Source organism: Stutzerimonas stutzeri, from assembly GCF_019090095.1.
GTDB classification, from domain to species: domain Bacteria; phylum Pseudomonadota; class Gammaproteobacteria; order Pseudomonadales; family Pseudomonadaceae; genus Stutzerimonas; species Stutzerimonas stutzeri_AN.
The window spans coordinates 1176824-1194739 of record NZ_JAGQFP010000002.1 but is presented as its reverse complement, the minus strand read 5'-3'; the positions used below and the strand labels follow the sequence as shown (position 1 = coordinate 1194739).

Genomic DNA, 17916 nt, shown 5'->3' with positions numbered 1-17916 from the left:
TCCGTAAAATAAAACAAACAAATCAGGCGCAAGTGGTATCCTTGCGCGCCTCGTGGCAACCGCGCGAACTGGGTCATGTGTGGCAACAGCTCGCCTGCATGCGACTCGACGACACGCGCGAGCGCATCCCGACATCGTTTCAACTGGCCCTTCGGCCCCCTTCTGATTCGGCTTCGAGCCTCGGCTCGTCGTCTAGGTCAGCGAGCGGGGCCTGATTGCGCCCATCACTACCGCCCGGCAGGCACTTGCGCCCCACCGGCGACCTGGAGACTCAACCATGGGAAGGGGAACACTCGGTACCTTCTTCGACCTTTCGAGCGAACAGGGTGTGCTGCGCACATCTATCGTCGTCACGCTGTTCATTGCGCTGATCGGAATCGGCTTCGGACTGGCATCCGGCTCGTTCTCGATCGCCTTCGATGGCGTGTATTCGCTGGTGGATGCCAGCATGAGCGGCCTGTCACTGATGGTGGTGAGGCTGATAACCGCCTACGCAAGCGCCTCGCAGGTCTCGCGCAAGATGCGCGAGCGCTTCACCATGGGTTTCTGGCACCTGGAGCCCATGGTGCTTGCCCTCAACGGGATACTGCTGTCGGGCGTGGCGATCTACGCGCTGATCAATGCGGTCAGCAGCCTGCTCGCCGGTGGTCGGGAGCTGGCATTCGATGTGGCGCTGATCTATGCGGTGCTGACGGTTACCGCCTGCGTGGCGATCGCGCTGGCCGAGGCGCGTGCCAACCGCAAGATCGGTTCCGACTTCGTGCGCATGGATGTGAATGGCTGGGTGATGTCCGCCAGCATCACCACGGCGCTGCTGGTCGCGTTCTGCATCGGCTACCTGGTTCAGGGCACCGATTGGGCGTGGATCTCGCCTTACATCGACCCGGCCGTGCTGGCGCTGGTGTGCCTGGTGATCATTCCGATGCCGATGTCGGTGGTGCGTCAGGCGATGGCGGATATCTTTCTGGTGACGCCTGTGGACTTCAAGCGCCACGTCGATCGCGTGGCGCAGGCCTTCGTCGAGAAGCACGGACTGCAATCCTACCGGGCCTATGTCGCCAAGGTCGGGCGCTCCCGGGAGATCGAGCTGTACTTCATCGTGCCGGCCACCGCGGGTGCCAAGACGATCGGCGAGTGGGACGCCCTGCGCGAGGAGCTCGGCGAGGCGATCGGCGGAGAGGGTCCACACCGTTGGCTGACCGTCGTGTTCACCGGCGATCCCGAGTGGGCCGAATGACCATGGCCCCGCGGGCCGCTACCCCGTGGCGGCGCACAGTCACCGATTGCATCGCTACAAGGCACGTTTTCGCCCGTGCCGATTCAGCCCCGGGTACTCGGCGATCTATGCTCCGGTGTGCGCCACCCAAGATTGGGCCGGTAATCGCCTCGACGGCCTTGAGCCCGCCCGCCCCGAAGGGCAGCATGGAAGCATTCGCAGGAACACCGCATCGCTGCGCTAATGGTCCGGGCAGCCCATCGCACCAAACCGGTCGTTCTCGTCCGTTGGCTATCCTGATAGCCACCATGGCTGCGCCATAATCGGCACCGGGACACAGGCAGCACCGGCAAGGACGACGAGGCAACCACACCACCGCTCACCCCCGCAGGCTCGACTTGCGGACTCGCAACGGCAAATCATCATGATAGAAGTCACCGAATGCTCGATCGCTCAGCTGAGAAACGCGCTCGAAACGGGTCAGACGACCGCGACACAGCTGGTACAAGCCTACCTGGCCAGGATCGAGGCCTATGACGGCCCCGACACGGCCACCGCACTCAACGCGTTGGTCGTCCCCAACCCCGACGCGCTGGCCGAGGCCGAGGCGTCCGATCGACGCCGCGCCAGCGGAGCGACCCTGGGCCCGCTGGATGGCATTCCCTACACGGCCAAGGACAGTTACCTGGTCAAAGGCCTGACGGCGGCCTCGGGTAGCCCGGCGTTCAAAGACCTGGTCGCCTACCAGGACGCCTTCACCGTCGAGCGCCTGCGTGCCGCCGGCGCCATCTGCCTGGGCAAGACCAACATGCCGCCGATGGCCAATGGCGGCATGCAGCGTGGCGTTTATGGCCGCGCCGAGAGCCCCTACAACGCGGACTACCTGACTGCGCCCTTCGCCTCGGGCTCATCCAATGGTGCCGGCACCGCGACGGCTGCGAGCTTCGCGGCCTTCGGCCTGGCCGAGGAAACCTGGTCGAGTGGGCGCGGCCCGGCGTCGAACAATGGCTTGTGCGCCTACACGCCGTCCCGTGGTGTGATTTCGGTGCGCGGCAATTGGCCGCTGACGCCCACCATGGACGTGGTCGTGCCCTATGCGCGAACCATGGCCGATCTGCTGGAAGTGCTCGACGTCATCGTCGCCGACGACCCGGACGTCTCCGGTGATCTCTGGCGCATGCAGCCCTGGGTGCCGATCCCAGCTGCCTCCTCGGTACGCCCGGCCGCCTACCAGGACCTGCTGGCCAGCCCCGCTTCGCTGGCGGGCAAACGCTTCGGCGTACCGCGCATGTTCATCAACAAGGACCCGGAGGCGGGTACCAGCGAAAACCCGGGTATCGGCGGCCCCACCGGCCAGCGAATCGTGACGCGCGAGTCGGTGATCGAGCGCTGGGAAGAGGCGCGCCGTGCGCTGGAAGCGGCAGGCGCAACCGTGGTCGAGGTCGATTTCCCGCTGGTGTCCAACTGCGAAGGGGACCGCCCGGGCGCGCCCACCGTGTACACCCGCGGCCTGGTGTCGGAGCAGTTTCTCCACGACGAACTGTGGGCGCTCTCGGCATGGGGGTTCGACCATTTCCTGCGCACCAACAACGACCCGAAGCTCAACCGCCTCGTCGACGTCGACGGCCCGCTGATCTTCCCGCACGAACCCGGCACGCTGCCGAATCGAGAGGGCGACCTCGCCGCCAGCATGGCCGAATACGTACGCATGGCCGAACGTGGCATCACGCCGTGGAACGAGATCGCCAGCCTCGAACAAGGCCTGCGTGGTCTGGAGCAGACTCGCAAGCTGGATCTCGAAGACTGGATGGACCAGCACGGACTCGATGCCGTGGTCTTCCCGACGGTCGCCGATGTGGGCCCCGCGGATGCCGACGTCAATCCCGCTTCAGCGGATATCGCCTGGAGCAATGGCGTGTGGGTCGCCAACGGCAATCTCGCCATCCGCCACCTCGGCGTGCCGACGGTCACCGTTCCGATGGGCCTGATGTCGGACATCGGCATGCCTATCGGCCTGACCTTCGCCGGCCGGGCCTACGACGACTCGCGGCTGCTGCAACTGGCCTCGGCGTATGAAGCGACCGGTTCGAAGCGTGTAGTACCGCCGCGCACCCCGCCCTTGCAGCACTAGCCGCAACGCAACGCCACGAACGCCCTGCCCGCCAGGCTGGCGTTCGCTGGCCGGGCGCGTCGTCGCCGCGTCATCGTCCATTCATCGTTCTGTAAGAAACCCGGCCTAGCGTGGTTCGACTCAAACAAGCCGAACGCCGAGGCCACCATGATCACGCCGACCCGCCTGACCCGCACCGCGCTGTCCACTGCGCTGACACTGGCCTTGCTGCCCCTGACATCACAGGCCGCACCGCGCGCCGCCGCCTATTTCGAACGGGTGGCGACCTTCCCGGTGTACCGCAACCTCGGCGCCGATGAGGATGTATCCAAACAGACGGTGGCCGAAATCACCGCCGTCAGCCGCGATGGCCGCACGCTGATCTACACCGACAGCCCCGGTCAACGGATCGGCCTGGTCGACATTCGCGACCCGCAATCGCCCAAGCCTGTCGGCTTCGTACCGCTCGAAGGCGAGCCGACCTCGGTTGCCGTGCACCAGCACTTTGCACTGGTTGCGGTGAATACCTCGCTCAGTTTCGCCCAGCCCGATGGCGTGCTGGCGGTGTTCGACATCCGCAACCCCGCACAGCCCAAGCGCGTCGCCACGCTGCCCATGGGCGGCCAGCCGGATTCCATCGCCATCAGCCCGAAGGGTCGCTATGCCGCGGTGGCCATCGAGAACGAGCGTGACGAAGACCTGAATGACGGGCTGCTGCCGCAGTTGCCGGCCGGTTTTCTGCGCATCGTCGACCTCAAGGGCCAGCCGACGCGCTGGAGCACGCGGGATGTCGACCTCACCGGCCTGGCGGAGATCGCGCCGAACGATCCCGAACCCGAGTACGTCAGTATCAACGACCAGGACGTCGCCGCCGTCACCCTGCAGGAAAACAACCACGTCGTGCTGATCGACCTGCGTCGCGGCCGCGTGCTGCGTCACTTCAGCGCCGGCCAGGTCGATCTGGACGGCGTCGACGTCGAGGAGAACGACCGCATCCAGCCGGTCGGCGTGCTCAAGGGCAAGCGCCGCGAGCCGGACGCCATCGCCTGGGTCGGCCCGCTGGTGGCGACGGCCAACGAAGGCGACTACGAAGATGCCGACGGCGAACAGGGCGGCAGCCGCGGCTTCACCCTCTTCGACTACACCGGCCGCGTCTGGCATGACGCCGGGGTGTCGCTGGAGCACGCCTTCATCCGCGCCGGCCACTACCCGGAAAGCCGCTCGGAGAACAAGGGCATCGAGCCGGAAGGCATCGCCTCGGCGAGCTTCGGCAAGCAGGATTTCCTCTTCGTCGGCAGCGAGCGCGGCAATGCGGTCGCCGTGTACGACGTGGCCCGGCCCTGGGCACCGGTGATGCATCAGCTGCTACCGGCCGGCATGGGGCCGGAAGGCATCCTGCCGATCCCGTCACGTAACCTGCTGGTGGTCAGCAGCGAGGAAGACTCGGCGAAGGATGGCTATCGTTCGACTCTCTCGATCTACCAGTACGGCGCGAAAACGGCGGCGTATCCACAGATCCGCTCGACCGACAGCCAGCTGATCCCCTGGGGCGCACTCAGCGGCCTGGTCGCGGACCGCGCACGGAACAACCGCCTCTACGCCGTGCCGGACAGCTACTACAAGGCCTCGCGCATCTTCACCGTCGACACGAGCAAGACGCCCGCCCTCATCGATGGCCAGATCGAGCTGCGCAAGGCTGGCAAGACAGTCGACTACGACTTGGAAGGCATCGCCCAGGCCGGCAACGGCGACTTCTGGCTGGCCTCCGAAGGCAATGGCAAGGCCAGGCCGAACCTGCTGATCCGCGCCAACGCCAAAGGTGAAGTGCTCGAGGAAATTGCGCTGCCGGCAGCGGTGGCGGCCCAGCAGACGAGCAACGGCTTCGAAGGCGTTGCGGTGGTTGGCGAAGGCGCCGGCACCCGCGTCTACGTAGCCTTTCAGCGCGAGTGGAAGAACGACCCGTCCGGCAAGGTGCGTATCGGCGTGTTCAATCCGGCCAGCGGCGAATGGGGCTTCGTCCACTACCCGCTCGACGCTGCGCCTGAGGGCGGCTGGGTCGGGCTGTCCGAACTCACCTCGCTCGGCAATGGCCAGTTCCTGGTCATCGAGCGCGACAACCAGCAGGGCCCCGCGGCCCAGATCAAGCGTCTGTACCGCATTGATCTGAGCGGCACGCAGCCGGCCGCTGAAGGCCAGCGTTTCCCGCTGGTAAGCAAGCGCCTGGAGCGCGATCTTCTGCCGGACCTGCAAAGCACCGGCGGCTGGGGACTGGACAAGGTCGAAGGGGCTGCAGTGGACAAACTGGGCCGCCTGTTCGTCGTCACCGACAACGACGGCGTGGACGATGCCAGCGGCGAGACGCGTTTCATGCGGCTGGGGACTGTCACGCGCTGAGACGGCGATAACCGCATCCCGCCTTGCCCGTCCGCCAGCGCGGATAGGCAAGGCCTGGCAGGTGCCCGAACCTGCCGGTGATGTGATCGGCCAGTCACCCCGGCCGGATGCTGACCAACAGATCTGCGTGACCACTGCGCCGCTTTCCCGGCATGCGCGCGACGCACGCCCTTGTGCCCAGGCGCTGCCCTCAGCTACGGTTCGCCTCCCTTACGGGAAGGCCAACCGAGTTCAGGAGCATTGCAGATTGATCAAGGCAGGGATGTTAACGCTGGTTTCTTTGATGGCACTGTCTGCGCAGGCGGCCGAACAGCGGCTTTACCTGGTGGCCACGATGCAACTGGATGGTTCCAGTCTGGCTCAGAGCGTGTTCCTCTACGAGCCACAGATCACCGAACTGGAAGGCTGTCTCGAGGCCGTGCGCGAAGGGCAGCGAGCGCGTGACTGGCAGCATTACCGGCACATCTTTCGCAGCGATCGGTTCAAAGGTTTTTCCGGCCATATGCACTATCGCTGCGCCTTCAGCGATCTGCAGTTCAGCAGCTGGCGCGACGGCCCACGCTACACCCAGCCTTACCTCATACGCGTCGACGATGATGCGATGCTCAGCGTGATTCGCACCCCGACCCAAGCCCAGTGCATGACGCAACTGCGCGCCCTGCCCGCCGATAAGCAGGCGCAGAGCTTCTGCGCCATGGGTAACCAGCAGATCACGCCCTGAGCCACCCCGCCGCGGGCAGGGTGGCGATCGTCAGCGCGTCAGGCCGGCTGGTAACTGCCCGGCACTGGCGCAAAGGAGACACCGAAGCGATTCCAGGCATTGATGGTCGCGATGGCGAGTGTCAGGTTGGTGAGCTGAGCCTCGGAAAAGTGCTCGCGCACCTCCTCGAACAGCGCCTGCGAGACGCCTTGCGGCAGCAGCGTGTTGGCCTCGGCCCAGGCCAGGGCGGCGCGCTCGCGAGCGCTGAAGAACGGCGTCTCGTGCCAGGCGCTCAGTGCATAGATGCGCTGCTCGGTTTCGCCCAGGGCGCGGGCATCCTTGGTGTGCATGTCGATGCAGAACGCGCAGTGGTTGATCTGCGACACGCGAATCTTGACCAGCTCCATGAGCGGCTTGTCGACGCCGTCTTCGCTGCGGCTCTGACGCGCCAGGTAGGTTTCCAGTCCCAGCATGGCTTTGACCGCTTCAGGGGCGGCGGCCTGGTAGTTCATGCGCATGATGATCACTCCTCGGTTGAAAGTGAGGCCAGCCTACGCATGGCTGCAACTGCGCTATTGTAGATTTTCGTCATTTCAACGCCGGGATCATCATGTCCACGAACGTCCTTGAACGCCTGCCCTGCCTGGAGGGTTTCGTCGCCCGCGCGCCGGGCCCGGCGCTGGCTGGGTACGTGCAGCGATTCTGGTGGCTAGAAGGCGACGCCTCGCGCGTCTATGACGAGCAGATGCTGCACCCGGACGGCGGCAGCGGCGTCATTTTCAACTTTGCCGATCCGCTGATGTTCGATGGCGCCGCGCACCGGCCCGGGATGTTGGTAGCCGGTCCGCAGCTGACCAGCACGCGCCTGCAGCTCTCCGGTCAGGTCAAGCTCATGGGCGTGCGCTTTCACCCCGGCATGGGCGCCGCGTTTTTCGGCATGAGCCTGGATGAGCTTTGCGGCTTCCATGATGCCGACGGGCTCCGGCCAGGACTTTCATACCTGACGGAGCAGTTGGCCTATCTGACCCGGGACGTGCAGCAAGCGCTGGTCGAACGGGCGCTGCTTGCGCGCCTCAGAGATCTGCAAGGGTACCGCTCACCGGTACAGCTGCTGCTGACCCGGATCGCCGCCAGCCAGGGCCGCGAACGCCTGGCCGACCTGCTGCGCGAGGTTCCACTTGGCCAGCGGCAATTGGAGCGCCTGTTTCGCTATCAGGTCGGCCTCACGCCCAAACAATACAGCCGCATCCAGCGTGTGGCGCTGGTGCGCCACCAGCTTCGGGCGGGTGAGCCGCTGCTGGACACCGCGATGGCTTGTGGCTACAGCGATCAGGCGCACTTCATCCGCGACTTCAAGGCGGTCGTCGGCATGACGCCAGGGCAGTACCGATCGCGGGCAAGCGCGGCCGATCAATAGGCGCCGAACAGCACGGCCCCCCTCCAGGCTGGCAAGATCCGTGGGGCCCTTGTCATTGCGACAACGGGGCGACGGACGCAGACTGCCTACATTCTCCTGGAGGTGCCTCATGGACATTCGCACCATTGCCTGCCTGATCTACCCGGACGTCATGAGCCTGGACGTTACCGGGCCGATGCAGGTCTTCGCCTCGGCCAATGTCGAACGGCAGCGGCAGGGCTGGCCGGCCCATTACCGTCTGCTGCTTCTTGGCGAGACGCCAGGGCCGTGCGCCACCTCTGCCGGGTTGAAGCTGGTCGCGGACGCAGCCTGGGCGGACACGGACCCGGCCGCGCTGGACACCCTGCTGGTGCCGGGTGGCCAAGGCGTCCGGGCGCAGCAGCACAACCGTCCGCTGCTCGACTGGTTGCGAGAGGCCGAACCGCGGGTACGGCGATTGGGTTCGGTGTGTTCCGGTGCGTTGATCCTGGCCGATGCGGGGCTGCTCGACGGGCGCAAGGCGACCACGCACTGGGCCGATCTGCAGGCACTGGCCGATTACCCGGAAGTGGATGTGCAGGGCGACAGCCTGCATACCTTCAACCCGGCGGACCCGGCCACCGCGCATCTGTTCAGCTCCGCTGGCGTCACGGCCGGCATCGATCTGGCGCTGGCGTTGGTCGAGGCGGATCTGGGCCGTGCGTTGGCGCTTGCCGTCGCGCAGCGGCTGGTGATGTTCCTGCGTCGTCCCGGCGGGCAGACGCAGTTCAGCCCGATGCTGGCCGCACCCAGCGGTGCCGTAGCCCGGCTCGCCGCGCTGCTTGAGTGGATCCCTGGCCATCTGGGTGAGGATCTGAGTATCGAAGCCTTGGCCGACCAGGCGCACATGACCCCACGCACGCTGTGCCGCCTGTTCAACCAGGAAGTGGGTATGGGCCCGGGGCGCTACATCGAACGCCTGCGCCTGGAGGCGGCGCGCAACCTGCTGCTCGGCGCCGAAGCGTCGATCACCACGGTGGCGCGGCTGACCGGCTTCGGCCATCCGGAAAACCTGCGCCGCAGCTTCCAGAAGCACCTCTCAGTCAGCCCTCGGGACTTCTCGCAGCGCTTCGGCTGATCTCACCTTTCGTCGCTAACCCTCCGCAGCAGGCCTGGCAGGTGCCCGGTACGGCTGTGCCCGCTCGCCTTGAAAAGGACACCTTCATGCCTCTGCTCTTGCGCAACCCCCAGGTTTTGCGGTTATTCCTCGCCCAGGCGCTGTATTGGTCCTGCTCGATGACCGGCATCATCCTGACCTCGATCGTCGGCCTGCAACTGGCACCGCTCGCGGGCCTCGCCACCCTGCCGCTGGCGTTGCTGATGCTTGGCGGGCTGCTAGCGCTGCAACCGATCGCCCGGCTCATGCAGCGCCATGGCCGTCGGCTCGGGTTTCTCGCCGGTGCCCTGGCGGGTGTAGCGGGCGGGCTGATCTGCGCGCTTTCGCTCCGGCTCGACAGCTTTGCGCTGTTCTGCCTCGGTGCACTGCCCATCGGCGCCTACCAGGCCTCGGCGATGTACTACCGCTTCGCCGCCATGGAAGCGGTGAGCGACACCCACCGGGGCCGCGCCACCGCCTATGTCATCGGTGGCGGCGTGGTTGCCGCGCTGATCACCCCCTCGCTGGGCGCGGCGGCTCGCGAACTGGTCGCGCTCCCCTTCGCCGGCCCTTACCTGCTGATCGCCGTGCTCGCCGCATCGGGCTTTTTCGTGCTGGTCGGGCTACCGAGCGCCCGCGCCCCGGTATCCGCGCCGTCTGCTGTCGCGCTGCCCTGGCGTGAGCTGCTCGCCCGTCCGACGGTCAGGGCCGCTGTGCTGACGACGGCGGCCGGTCATGGGCTGATGATCCTGGTGATGAACGCCACTCCCCTGGCCATGCACGGCGAGGGCTTCGATCTGCAGGCCAGCGGGCAGGTTATTCAGTGGCACATGCTCGGCATGTTCTTGCCGGCCTTCATCGCCGGACCGCTGGTCGATCGTCTGGGCAGCCGCCTGGTGGCCTGCCTGGGCGGCGGCTTGCTGATCGCCAGCGCGGTCGTCGCCCTGCTCGGCGTCAGCCACGCGCATTTCCTGATCAGCAGCTGCCTGCTCGGCATCGGCTGGAACCTCATGCTGGTCGCCGGCACCACCCAGCTGGGCCAGGGCCACACGCCGCAGGAGCGCGCACAGGCGCAAGGACTGATGGAGCTGAGCAACGGCAGCGTGGCGGCCCTGATGTCCTTCGCGTCGGGCGCGCTTATCGCGGGCGCTGGCTGGGCGGCGGTGAACCTCGGGCTGCTGCCGATCGTGACACTGGTCGTGCTGGTGCAGTTGGGCGAGGTCTATCGGCGACGGCAGCGGCAGATGGCATAAGGCGTAGCAAAGTCGCGCCAGCTCGCGGGTGCTGAGCCTGCCGTTGGAACCGGAGCTCCTTGCCGGCGAGTCAGTCTTTACGCGCCAGGAGCAGCCCCACCCCCGCGCCAGCGAGCAGCCCCGCACACACCCTGTTGAAGACTCGCCGCATGGACGGGCGGGAAAACCAATGCCTCAGCGCGCTACCGAAGTACGCGTAGCCCGCGATGGCCACCCATTCGAGTATCAGAAAGCAAACCCCAAGCACGAGGAACTGAACACCCACGTCACCCGAAGGATCGACGAACTGAGGCAGGAACGCCGTGAAGATCAATATGGCTTTGGGATTGCCAGCGGCCAGCAAGAACTCCTGCTGCGCAAGGTCAAGAACACGCCTGTGCACCACCGCGCCGCTGTCGCCACCCGAAGGCTCGGCGTGCCATAGCTGATAGGCCAGCCATAGCAGATAAAGGCCGCCGACCAGCTTGATCGCAAAGAACAGCTTTTCCGATGCATAAAGAATCGACGCGAGCCCCGTCGCGGCAAGGGTGATCATGCCGGCGAACGCAATGAGCCGGCCGATACCCGCATAGCAGGCCACGCGAATGCCGTAGCGCTTCGCATTGGTCATCGAAAGCAGATTATTTGGCCCCGGCGCCATGTTCAGCGCGAAGCATGCCGGTAGAAACAGCAGCAATGTCGTCAAGCTCATGGGCTATCTCCAGAAGCAGCCGCGTAAGCGTTACAGACTTGGCCGAGACCCGATATATGGCAACGCGGCGGGGATGCAGTGTAGCGCGCCCTCCGGTTCGGTTGAGATCACCCGGCGTTCCGATCGCCTTCATCGCCTTTGATCGCGTCGAAGCAAAGTACATCGAACATTTATGTTATGTTATAACTAATGCATATCCACCCTATGCACGCACCCACCATGACCGAAGCCGAACTCCTCGCCCAACCCGCCGATGCCTACATGAACGAGGCCCAACAAGCCTTTTTTCGCAGCTTGTTGCTACGCCAACGCACCGAACTGCAGGCGCGCATCGCCGATGAATTCCAGGCACTGCGCGAGCAGGAACCCAGCAGCGACCCGTCCGATATCGGCACCGCCGAAGAACAGCGCCATTGGCAGCTCCGCTTGTTGGAGCGGGAGAAGAAGCTGCTCGACAAGATCGACGACTCGCTCGATGCCCTGGCCCGTGGCGAGTACGGCTGGTGCGCCGAAACCGGCGAGCCCATCGGCCTGAAACGGTTGCTGCTACGGCCCACCACGACGCTGTGCATCGAAGCCAAAGAGCGCCAGGAACAGCGCGAAAAACACCAACGAACCGCCTGAGAGACCACCATGAACCGCCTCCCTGTCACTGTGCTGTCCGGCTTTCTCGGTGCCGGCAAGAGCACCTTGCTCAACCACATCCTGAAGAACCGCGACGGTCGCCGCGTGGCGGTGATCGTCAACGACATGAGCGAAATCAACATCGACGGCGCCGAGGTGCAGCGCGACGTCAGCCTCAACCGCGCCGAAGAGAAGCTGGTGGAGATGAGCAACGGCTGCATCTGCTGCACGCTGCGCGAAGACCTGCTCGAGGAAGTGGCCAAGCTGGCCCGTGAAGGTCGCTTCGACTATCTGCTGATCGAGTCCACCGGTATCTCCGAGCCGCTGCCGGTGGCGGAAACCTTCACCTTTCGCGACGAGCAGGGCCAGAGCCTGGCGGACCTGGCCCGTCTGGACACCCTGGTCACCGTGGTCGATGGGGTGAACTTCCTGCGCGACTTCCACGAAGCCGAAAGCCTGGCCAGCCGTGGCGAGACCCTGGGGGACGACGACGAGCGCTCGATCACCGACCTGCTGATCGAACAGGTCGAATTCGCCGACGTCATCCTGATCAGCAAGATCGACCTGATCTCCAGTGCCGAGCGCGACGAGCTGACCGCCATCCTCGGCCGCCTGAACGCCCACGCCGAGATACTGCCCATGACCATGGGCCGAGTGCCGCTGGAGACGATCCTCGATACCGGACGGTTCGACTTCGCACGCGCGGCCGAGGCGCCGGGCTGGCTCAAGGAGATGCGCGGCGAGCATGTCCCCGAGTCCGAGGAATACGGCATTGCCTCGATGGCCTACCTGGCGCGGCGCCCATTCCATCCGCAGCGCTTTCACAGCTTTCTCAACCGCGAATGGCGCAACGGCCGTCTGCTGCGCTCCAAGGGTTACTTCTGGCTGGCCAGCCGCCCACAGGAAGCGGGCAGTTGGTCTCAGGCGGGCGGGCTGATGCGCTATGCCTACGCGGGACGCTGGTGGCGTTTCGTGCCCGATGCGCAATGGCCGGCAGACGAGGAATCGCGTGCGGCGATCCGCTCGAAATGGAGCGATGACAGCGGCGATTGCCGCCAGGAACTGGTCTTCATCGGCCAGCACATCGACTTCGACCAGCTACGGGCCGAACTCGATGCCTGCCTGCTCAGCGATGTCGAGTGGAACCTCGGCCCGGAACACTGGCTGCGAATGCCGGACCCGTTCGGCTCGTGGCAGCAGGAGGTTGCCTAGGCGCTGGCCCGGCGCTCATGGCCGCCGATAACGCGCCTGGCGCGAAGACCAGGTCGGGACCGGCCCTTCGGTGGCAGGCCCGTCAGGCCGCCATCTTTTCGCACGCTTCGGCACATTGGCGGCAAGCCTCGGCGCACACCTGGCAGTGATCCATCTGATGCTGCCCGCATTCCCGGGCGCACTCGCGGCAGGCTTGCGCGCACAGCTTGCAGATCGCCTGAACCTGGGCGCTGTCGCGGGCCATCAGCACGGCGGCCAGGGCGCAGAGGTCCGCGCAATCGCGGTCGAGCTCGATGCAGCGCGCCATTTTTTTCACATCATCTTCGCGCAGGCAGGACGCCGCGCAGGTCTCGCAGCCGATGGCGCAGTTGGAACAGGCTTCGATGCAGGACTGGTACTTGGCGTTGAGCATATCGCTTCCTCCCTCGGACATTGATCGGCAGCACCCGGCGCGCGCCATACGCTGACTGGCAAGGTGCTCAAAGTTTGGGCGGCGCCCCGGCGGAAGAAGTTCAGCCCACTAGCCGGGCGGTCCTGCGACGACCGGTACCCGAGCCATGGCGACTCGTTACAATGGCGCCCTCCTCCACCAGCGCCGCCAGCCCGATGCCCTTTACGCTCGCCTCGTCTTGCGAATACCAGGAAACGATCCGCAAGAGCCGTTTCGTCACCCACGCCGCGCCGATCGCGACCCCGGAGCAGGCTCAGGCGTTTATCCAGTCGGTCAGCGACAGCACGGCGACGCACAATTGCTGGGCCTGGAAGATCGGCCAACAGTACCGTTTCAGCGATGACGGCGAGCCCGGTGGCACCGCCGGACGCCCCATGCTCACAGCCATCGAAGGCCAGGACTGCGACCAGGTCGTGGTGGTGGTGACCCGCTGGTTCGGCGGTATCCAGCTGGGCACCGGCGGCCTGGCGCGCGCTTACGGCGGCTCGGCCGCCAAGTGCCTGCAGGCTGGTGAGCGCCTGCCGCTGGTGGCGCGGGTTCGCTGCCACTGCCATTGCCGCTTCGCCGAGCTGGCGTTGATCAAGGCCCGCCTGCCCGAGTTCGACGCGCTCATCGAGACGGAAACCTTCGACGCGGACGGCGCCGAGCTGCTGCTGGCCCTGCCGATCGAACAACAACCCGCCCTGCAGCGTGCCCTTGCCGACCTCAGTCGCGGCCGTATCGTCCTGCACGCGGACGAGGCCTGACGGCAATCGCGCTGAACTGCGCCGGCAGGGTGAAGTCCCTATTACAACGGCGCCTGCCGTTGGGCCAGCCGACTTGACTGTGCATGTCCCGCCGATTGTCTGGAACAGCGTTCGAGCGCGTTCCGTTGCGAGAGAGGAGACAAACAATGAAAAGCAATTACAAGTGGCTCGTCCCCGGAGCCCTGTTGGTCGCGACTTTGGGCATGGCCGGTTGCGATGTCGAGAAGACCGAGGAAGGCAAGATGCCGGACGTCGACGTCGAAGCCGGCAAGCTGCCCAAGTACGATGTCGATACGCCTGACGTGGACGTCGGCACCAAGGAAAAGACCGTTACCGTGCCAGACGTCGACGTGACCATGCCGGAGGACGACGAGCCGGATGTTGGCGAACCCGTCGAGCCCAGCGAGCCGGCTCCAGGTACCGCCCCGCAGAACTGACAGCCAGCCCCCTGCGTCCAGGCAGACGCATCCAAGGCCATGCGGACCTGAGCGCCGCATGGCCTTTTTTCGTGGTGGACTTGTCCCCGATTACTGTGCGCGGCGTTGTGGATAACCTTTGGATGAGCCGCTGCAAGCCAGACGCGCCGAGGCTTTGCTGGCATTGGCCATTATTTGGCCAACTGCGTTTAATCCGTCTCGCTTGTACGCTAAGTGATTGATTTTTCAGGCCAGATAGCCGCCGAACCGCAAGGCATAGCAATAGCAGCAAAAAGCCAGCTTTTACCTCAGTGTTATGCCCATTTCCTGTGGAAAACTCTGTTGATAGGCTCTGCAAAGCCGCCCGTACGCCAGGCGGCACGGCGCCTTCCATCGGCTGGTCATATCCTGTTCATCTGCTCGTGCTACCGAGCCAAAGTCGCTGGCCGTGCTGCGTCGCAGAATTGACCCTGGGGTCAACGCCAGCAGCTGGTTAGAATGTCGCTTTCCTTTCTCACGGGACGCCCCTATGTACGACTGGCTCAACGCACTGCCTAAAGCCGAACTGCATCTGCACCTCGAAGGGTCCCTGGAACCCGAGCTGCTGTTCCGCCTGGCCGAACGCAACAAGATCGCCCTGCCCTGGGACAACGTCGATGCGCTGCGCAGCGCCTACAACTTCGGCAACCTGCAGGAATTTCTCGACCTCTATTACGCCGGCGCCGACGTGCTGCGCACCGAGCAGGATTTCTACGACCTGACCTGGGCCTACCTGCAGAAGTGCGAAGAGCAGAACGTGGTGCACACCGAACCCTTCTTCGATCCACAGACCCACACCGACCGCGGCATCCCGTTCGAAGTCGCCATGCGTGGCATCAGCGGCGCACTGGCTGACGGACGCGAATTGCTCGGTATCAGCAGCGGGTTGATCCTGAGCTTCCTCCGGCACCTGCCCGAAGAAGCAGCGTTCAAGACGCTGGAGCAAGCCATGCCGTTCCGCGACGCCTTCTTCGCCGTCGGCCTGGACAGCTCGGAGATGGGCCATCCGCCGAGCAAGTTCGAGCGCGTCTTCGCCAAGGCGCGTGCCGAAGGCTTCCTCGCCGTTGCCCATGCCGGGGAAGAAGGCCCGCCGGACTACATCTGGCAGGCGCTGGACCTGCTCAAGGTCAGCCGCATCGACCACGGCGTGCGCGCGGCTGAAGATCCCAGGCTGATCGAGCGGCTGATCGAGGAGCAGATCCCGCTCACCGTCTGCCCGCTGTCCAACACCAAGCTTTGCGTGTTCGACGACATGAGCCAGCACAACATCCTGCAGATGCTGGAACAAGGCGTGAAGGTCACGGTGAACTCGGACGATCCGGCCTACTTCGGCGGCTACGTGACCGAGAACTTCATGGCCCTGCACGAGAGCCTGGGCATGACCGAGGATCAGGCACGGCGACTGGCGCAGAACAGCCTGGACGCGCGCCTGGCCCAATGAGGATAAGCCGGGCCGCCATCGCGGCCCGCCTCAACGCGAGGTGAATGGGGCCGGTTCGAGCAACGCCCGGCACCGTTCGCTCAGGTGCTCACGTAACAACCGCAGCGTTTCACCCAGATGCGCCCGATGCGCGCAGATCAGGTTCAACGGCGCCGCCTCGCCCAGCATGTCGGGCAGCAGCACGCGCAACCGCCCCGCCTGCACATCGTGCGCGACGTCCAGCCAGGACTTGTACACCACACCCCGCCCCGCCAATGCCCAGCGACGCACCACATCGGCGTCATCGCTGACGCGATCACCGCTCACCAGCTGCGCCAGTTCGCGACGCCCCTCGTAGAAACACCAGCGCTCGTGCACCCGCCCGGCCAGCATGAAGCGCAGACAGTTGTGCCCGGCGAGCTCGGCCAGGCTGCGCGGCGCGCCATGGGCGGCCAGATAGGCAGGCGATGCGCAGAGTACCCGTCGATTGCCCGGTGCCACCGGCAGCGCCACCAAGCTGGAATCTTCCGGTTGGCCGTAGCGCAAAGCGAAGTCCACCGGCTGCCGAAAGAGATCGGCGTTGCGGTCGGCCAGCAGCAGCCGCAGGCTCAAGAGCGGATGCTGCAGCTGGAACTCGTCGAGCCAGGGCAGCAGCACGTTGCGACCGAAGTCCGACGGCGCGGACAGCTGGAGCGGGCCGCTGATGGCCGCTTTGCCACCGGCGAGCAATCGCTGACCATCCAGCAGGCTTTGCAGGGCCGACCGCGCATGCGGCAGGTATTGCTCGCCCTCGCCAGTCAACCGCAGGCTACGCGTCGAACGCACCAACAGCCGACAGCCCAGGCCTGCCTCCAGCCGCTTGAGCGCGGCGCTAGCCACCGCGGGCGACAGCTCCAAGCGCCGGGCGGCGGCGGACAGGCTGCCCAATTCGGCAGTCAGAACGAAGACCTGCAAGTCATCGGTGCGCAGCATTTTCAAAAATCCGTTGAAAGAGCCTCTGCGCAATATGCGGTTTTTCTTCATGACGTGAAAGCCGAACATGGCTGCAACCCGCTCAATCCGCTAACGGAGAACGTGATGAAAGCCATCGGTTACCAGCAGTCCTTACCTGTCGACGACCCGCGCTCGCTGCTCGATATCGAACTACCCGACCCTACACCCGGCCCGCGTGACTTGCTGGTCGAAGTGCGCGCCATCTCGGTGAACCCGGTCGACACCAAGATTCGCATGCGTGTCCAGCCGGAGGCCGGCCAGCATCAGGTGCTCGGCTGGGACGTCGCCGGCGTGGTGCGCGCGGTGGGCAGCGAGGTCACCCTGTTCAAGCCGGGCGATGAAGTGTTCTACGCCGGAGCGCTGGATCGCCCGGGCGCCAACAGCGAACTGCATCGGGTCGACGAGCGCATCGTCGGTCGTAAACCCGCCACGCTCGGCTTTGCCGATGCGGCGGCCTTGCCCCTGACCTCGATCACCGCCTGGGAACTGCTGTTCGAACGCCTGCAGATCAGCGAAGGCCAGGAAGACCGCGATCAGCGCCTGCTCGTCGTCGGCGCAGCGGGTGGGGTCGGCTCGATCCTCACCCAGCTGGCGCGGCAACTGACCGGCCTCCAGGTCATCGGCAGCGCCTCGCGTAGCGACACCCAGGCCTGGGTGCGCGAGCTGGGCGCGCATGAGGTGATCGATCACAGCCAGCCCTTGGCGGCCGAGCTGCAGCGGTTGGGTATCGCCGACGTGACCCACGTGGCAAGCCTGACCCACACCGACGCACATTTGCCGCAAATCGTCGAAACGCTGCGCCCCCAGGGTCGCCTGGCATTGATCGACGACCCGGCGAGCCTCGATATCAGCCTGCTCAAGCGCAAGAGCCTGTCACTGCACTGGGAGTTCATGTACACCCGCTCGCTGTACCAGACGCCGGACATGATCGAACAGCACCGACTGCTCAACCGGGTCGCCGAGCTGATCGACGGTGGCGTGGTGAAAACGACCTTGGGCGAGCACTACGGCACCATCAACGCCGAGAATCTGCGCCGCGCCCATGCCTTCATCGAAAGCGGCAAGGCCAAGGGCAAGATCGTTCTCGAGGGGTTCTGACCACCCGCCATGCCAGGACAGC

Annotated in this window: 17 protein-coding genes; 13 read left to right on the top strand and 4 right to left on the bottom strand. The window is 65.4% G+C overall.

Annotation, left to right across the window (positions count from 1 at the left end; genetic code table 11):
* Positions 1-277: 277 nt before the first annotated feature.
* From KVO92_RS15060 to KVO92_RS15045, 4 genes are all read left to right on the top strand, one after another.
* Positions 278-1237: a cation diffusion facilitator family transporter gene (locus tag KVO92_RS15060; RefSeq protein WP_217476367.1), complete on the top strand. Its 960-nt coding sequence runs from the start codon at positions 278-280 to the stop codon at positions 1235-1237.
* Positions 1238-1640: 403 nt separating this feature from the next.
* Positions 1641-3347, top strand: coding sequence for an amidase (locus KVO92_RS15055; RefSeq protein WP_217476366.1), 1707 nt, complete (start codon positions 1641-1643; stop codon positions 3345-3347).
* Positions 3348-3494: 147 nt separating this feature from the next.
* Positions 3495-5720 carry an esterase-like activity of phytase family protein gene (locus tag KVO92_RS15050; protein ID WP_217476365.1) on the top strand — a complete coding sequence of 742 codons (2226 nt, stop codon included), beginning with the start codon at positions 3495-3497 and terminating at the stop codon, positions 5718-5720.
* Between the two features lie 262 nt (positions 5721-5982).
* Positions 5983-6441: a hypothetical protein gene (locus KVO92_RS15045; RefSeq protein WP_217477268.1), complete on the top strand. Its 459-nt coding sequence runs from the start codon at positions 5983-5985 to the stop codon at positions 6439-6441.
* 38 nt (positions 6442-6479) lie between these two features.
* On the opposite strand, the gene KVO92_RS15040 is transcribed toward KVO92_RS15045, so the two are convergent.
* A complete protein-coding gene (locus KVO92_RS15040; RefSeq protein ID WP_217476364.1) occupies positions 6480-6938 on the bottom strand; it encodes a carboxymuconolactone decarboxylase family protein in 459 nt (152 codons plus the stop codon).
* Positions 6939-7030: 92 nt separating this feature from the next.
* Between KVO92_RS15040 and KVO92_RS15035 the strand changes: the two genes are divergently transcribed.
* The 3 genes from KVO92_RS15035 to KVO92_RS15025 all read left to right on the top strand — a co-directional run bounded on the left by KVO92_RS15035 (position 7031) and on the right by KVO92_RS15025 (position 10204).
* Positions 7031-7837: a helix-turn-helix transcriptional regulator gene (locus KVO92_RS15035; protein ID WP_217476363.1), complete on the top strand. Its 807-nt coding sequence runs from the start codon at positions 7031-7033 to the stop codon at positions 7835-7837.
* 109 nt (positions 7838-7946) lie between these two features.
* Positions 7947-8933, top strand: coding sequence for a GlxA family transcriptional regulator (locus tag KVO92_RS15030; protein WP_217476362.1), 987 nt, complete (start codon positions 7947-7949; stop codon positions 8931-8933).
* Positions 8934-9019: 86 nt separating this feature from the next.
* Positions 9020-10204 (top strand): MFS transporter, encoded by a 1185-nt coding sequence (locus KVO92_RS15025; protein WP_217476361.1) that lies wholly within the window; start codon positions 9020-9022, stop codon positions 10202-10204.
* Positions 10205-10274: 70 nt separating this feature from the next.
* Here the strand turns inward: KVO92_RS15025 and KVO92_RS15020 are convergent, their stop codons facing one another.
* Positions 10275-10895: a LysE family translocator gene (locus KVO92_RS15020; protein WP_217476360.1), complete on the bottom strand. Its 621-nt coding sequence runs from the start codon at positions 10893-10895 to the stop codon at positions 10275-10277.
* A gap of 219 nt (positions 10896-11114) precedes the next feature.
* Here KVO92_RS15020 and dksA point away from each other — a divergent pair, with 219 nt between their 5' ends.
* Both dksA and zigA read left to right on the top strand, forming a co-directional pair.
* Positions 11115-11519 carry an RNA polymerase-binding protein DksA gene (dksA, locus tag KVO92_RS15015; protein ID WP_217476359.1) on the top strand — a complete coding sequence of 135 codons (405 nt, stop codon included), beginning with the start codon at positions 11115-11117 and terminating at the stop codon, positions 11517-11519.
* A 9-nt stretch (positions 11520-11528) separates the two neighbouring features.
* Positions 11529-12731, top strand: coding sequence for a zinc metallochaperone GTPase ZigA (gene zigA, locus KVO92_RS15010; protein WP_217476358.1), 1203 nt, complete (start codon positions 11529-11531; stop codon positions 12729-12731).
* A gap of 82 nt (positions 12732-12813) precedes the next feature.
* On the opposite strand, the gene KVO92_RS15005 is transcribed toward zigA, so the two are convergent.
* Positions 12814-13143: a four-helix bundle copper-binding protein gene (locus KVO92_RS15005; protein ID WP_217476357.1), complete on the bottom strand. Its 330-nt coding sequence runs from the start codon at positions 13141-13143 to the stop codon at positions 12814-12816.
* Positions 13144-13337: 194 nt separating this feature from the next.
* Between KVO92_RS15005 and KVO92_RS15000 the strand changes: the two genes are divergently transcribed.
* From KVO92_RS15000 to KVO92_RS14990, 3 genes are all read left to right on the top strand, one after another.
* Entirely contained in the window at positions 13338-13928 is a 591-nt protein-coding gene (locus KVO92_RS15000) for an IMPACT family protein (protein WP_217477267.1), read from the top strand.
* Between the two features lie 146 nt (positions 13929-14074).
* Positions 14075-14365, top strand: a complete 291-nt coding sequence (locus KVO92_RS14995; protein ID WP_217476356.1) for a hypothetical protein — start codon at positions 14075-14077, stop codon at positions 14363-14365.
* Positions 14366-14873: 508 nt separating this feature from the next.
* On the top strand, positions 14874-15824 hold the full coding sequence (locus KVO92_RS14990; RefSeq protein WP_217476355.1) for an adenosine deaminase: 951 nt from the start codon (positions 14874-14876) through the stop codon (positions 15822-15824).
* A 30-nt stretch (positions 15825-15854) separates the two neighbouring features.
* On the opposite strand, the gene KVO92_RS14985 is transcribed toward KVO92_RS14990, so the two are convergent.
* Entirely contained in the window at positions 15855-16775 is a 921-nt protein-coding gene (locus KVO92_RS14985; protein ID WP_217476354.1) for a LysR family transcriptional regulator, read from the bottom strand.
* Positions 16776-16880: 105 nt separating this feature from the next.
* On the opposite strand from KVO92_RS14985, the gene KVO92_RS14980 reads away from it, so the two are divergent.
* Positions 16881-17894 (top strand): zinc-binding alcohol dehydrogenase family protein, encoded by a 1014-nt coding sequence (locus KVO92_RS14980; RefSeq protein ID WP_217476353.1) that lies wholly within the window; start codon positions 16881-16883, stop codon positions 17892-17894.
* Positions 17895-17916 lie beyond the last annotated feature (22 nt).

Excerpts from the sequence above, each read along its gene's own strand:
- KVO92_RS15030 (WP_217476362.1), top strand. The coding sequence starts at position 7,947 with ATGGACATTCGCACCATTGCCTGCCTGATCTACCCGGACGTCATGAGC.
- KVO92_RS15020 (WP_217476360.1), bottom strand. The coding sequence starts at position 10,895 with ATGAGCTTGACGACATTGCTGCTGTTTCTACCGGCATGCTTCGCGCTG.
- KVO92_RS14990 (WP_217476355.1), top strand. The coding sequence starts at position 14,874 with ATGTACGACTGGCTCAACGCACTGCCTAAAGCCGAACTGCATCTGCAC.
- dksA (WP_217476359.1), top strand. The coding sequence starts at position 11,115 with ATGACCGAAGCCGAACTCCTCGCCCAACCCGCCGATGCCTACATGAAC.
- KVO92_RS14980 (WP_217476353.1), top strand. The coding sequence starts at position 16,881 with ATGAAAGCCATCGGTTACCAGCAGTCCTTACCTGTCGACGACCCGCGC.
- KVO92_RS15050 (WP_217476365.1), top strand. The coding sequence starts at position 3,495 with ATGATCACGCCGACCCGCCTGACCCGCACCGCGCTGTCCACTGCGCTG.
- KVO92_RS15060 (WP_217476367.1), top strand. The coding sequence starts at position 278 with ATGGGAAGGGGAACACTCGGTACCTTCTTCGACCTTTCGAGCGAACAG.
- KVO92_RS15025 (WP_217476361.1), top strand. The coding sequence starts at position 9,020 with ATGCCTCTGCTCTTGCGCAACCCCCAGGTTTTGCGGTTATTCCTCGCC.
- KVO92_RS14985 (WP_217476354.1), bottom strand. The coding sequence starts at position 16,775 with ATGCTGCGCACCGATGACTTGCAGGTCTTCGTTCTGACTGCCGAATTG.
- KVO92_RS15000 (WP_217477267.1), top strand. The coding sequence starts at position 13,338 with ATGCCCTTTACGCTCGCCTCGTCTTGCGAATACCAGGAAACGATCCGC.
- KVO92_RS15005 (WP_217476357.1), bottom strand. The coding sequence starts at position 13,143 with ATGCTCAACGCCAAGTACCAGTCCTGCATCGAAGCCTGTTCCAACTGC.
- KVO92_RS15040 (WP_217476364.1), bottom strand. The coding sequence starts at position 6,938 with ATGCGCATGAACTACCAGGCCGCCGCCCCTGAAGCGGTCAAAGCCATG.
- KVO92_RS15045 (WP_217477268.1), top strand. The coding sequence starts at position 5,983 with ATGTTAACGCTGGTTTCTTTGATGGCACTGTCTGCGCAGGCGGCCGAA.
- zigA (WP_217476358.1), top strand. The coding sequence starts at position 11,529 with ATGAACCGCCTCCCTGTCACTGTGCTGTCCGGCTTTCTCGGTGCCGGC.
- KVO92_RS15055 (WP_217476366.1), top strand. The coding sequence starts at position 1,641 with ATGATAGAAGTCACCGAATGCTCGATCGCTCAGCTGAGAAACGCGCTC.
- KVO92_RS14995 (WP_217476356.1), top strand. The coding sequence starts at position 14,075 with ATGAAAAGCAATTACAAGTGGCTCGTCCCCGGAGCCCTGTTGGTCGCG.
- KVO92_RS15035 (WP_217476363.1), top strand. The coding sequence starts at position 7,031 with ATGTCCACGAACGTCCTTGAACGCCTGCCCTGCCTGGAGGGTTTCGTC.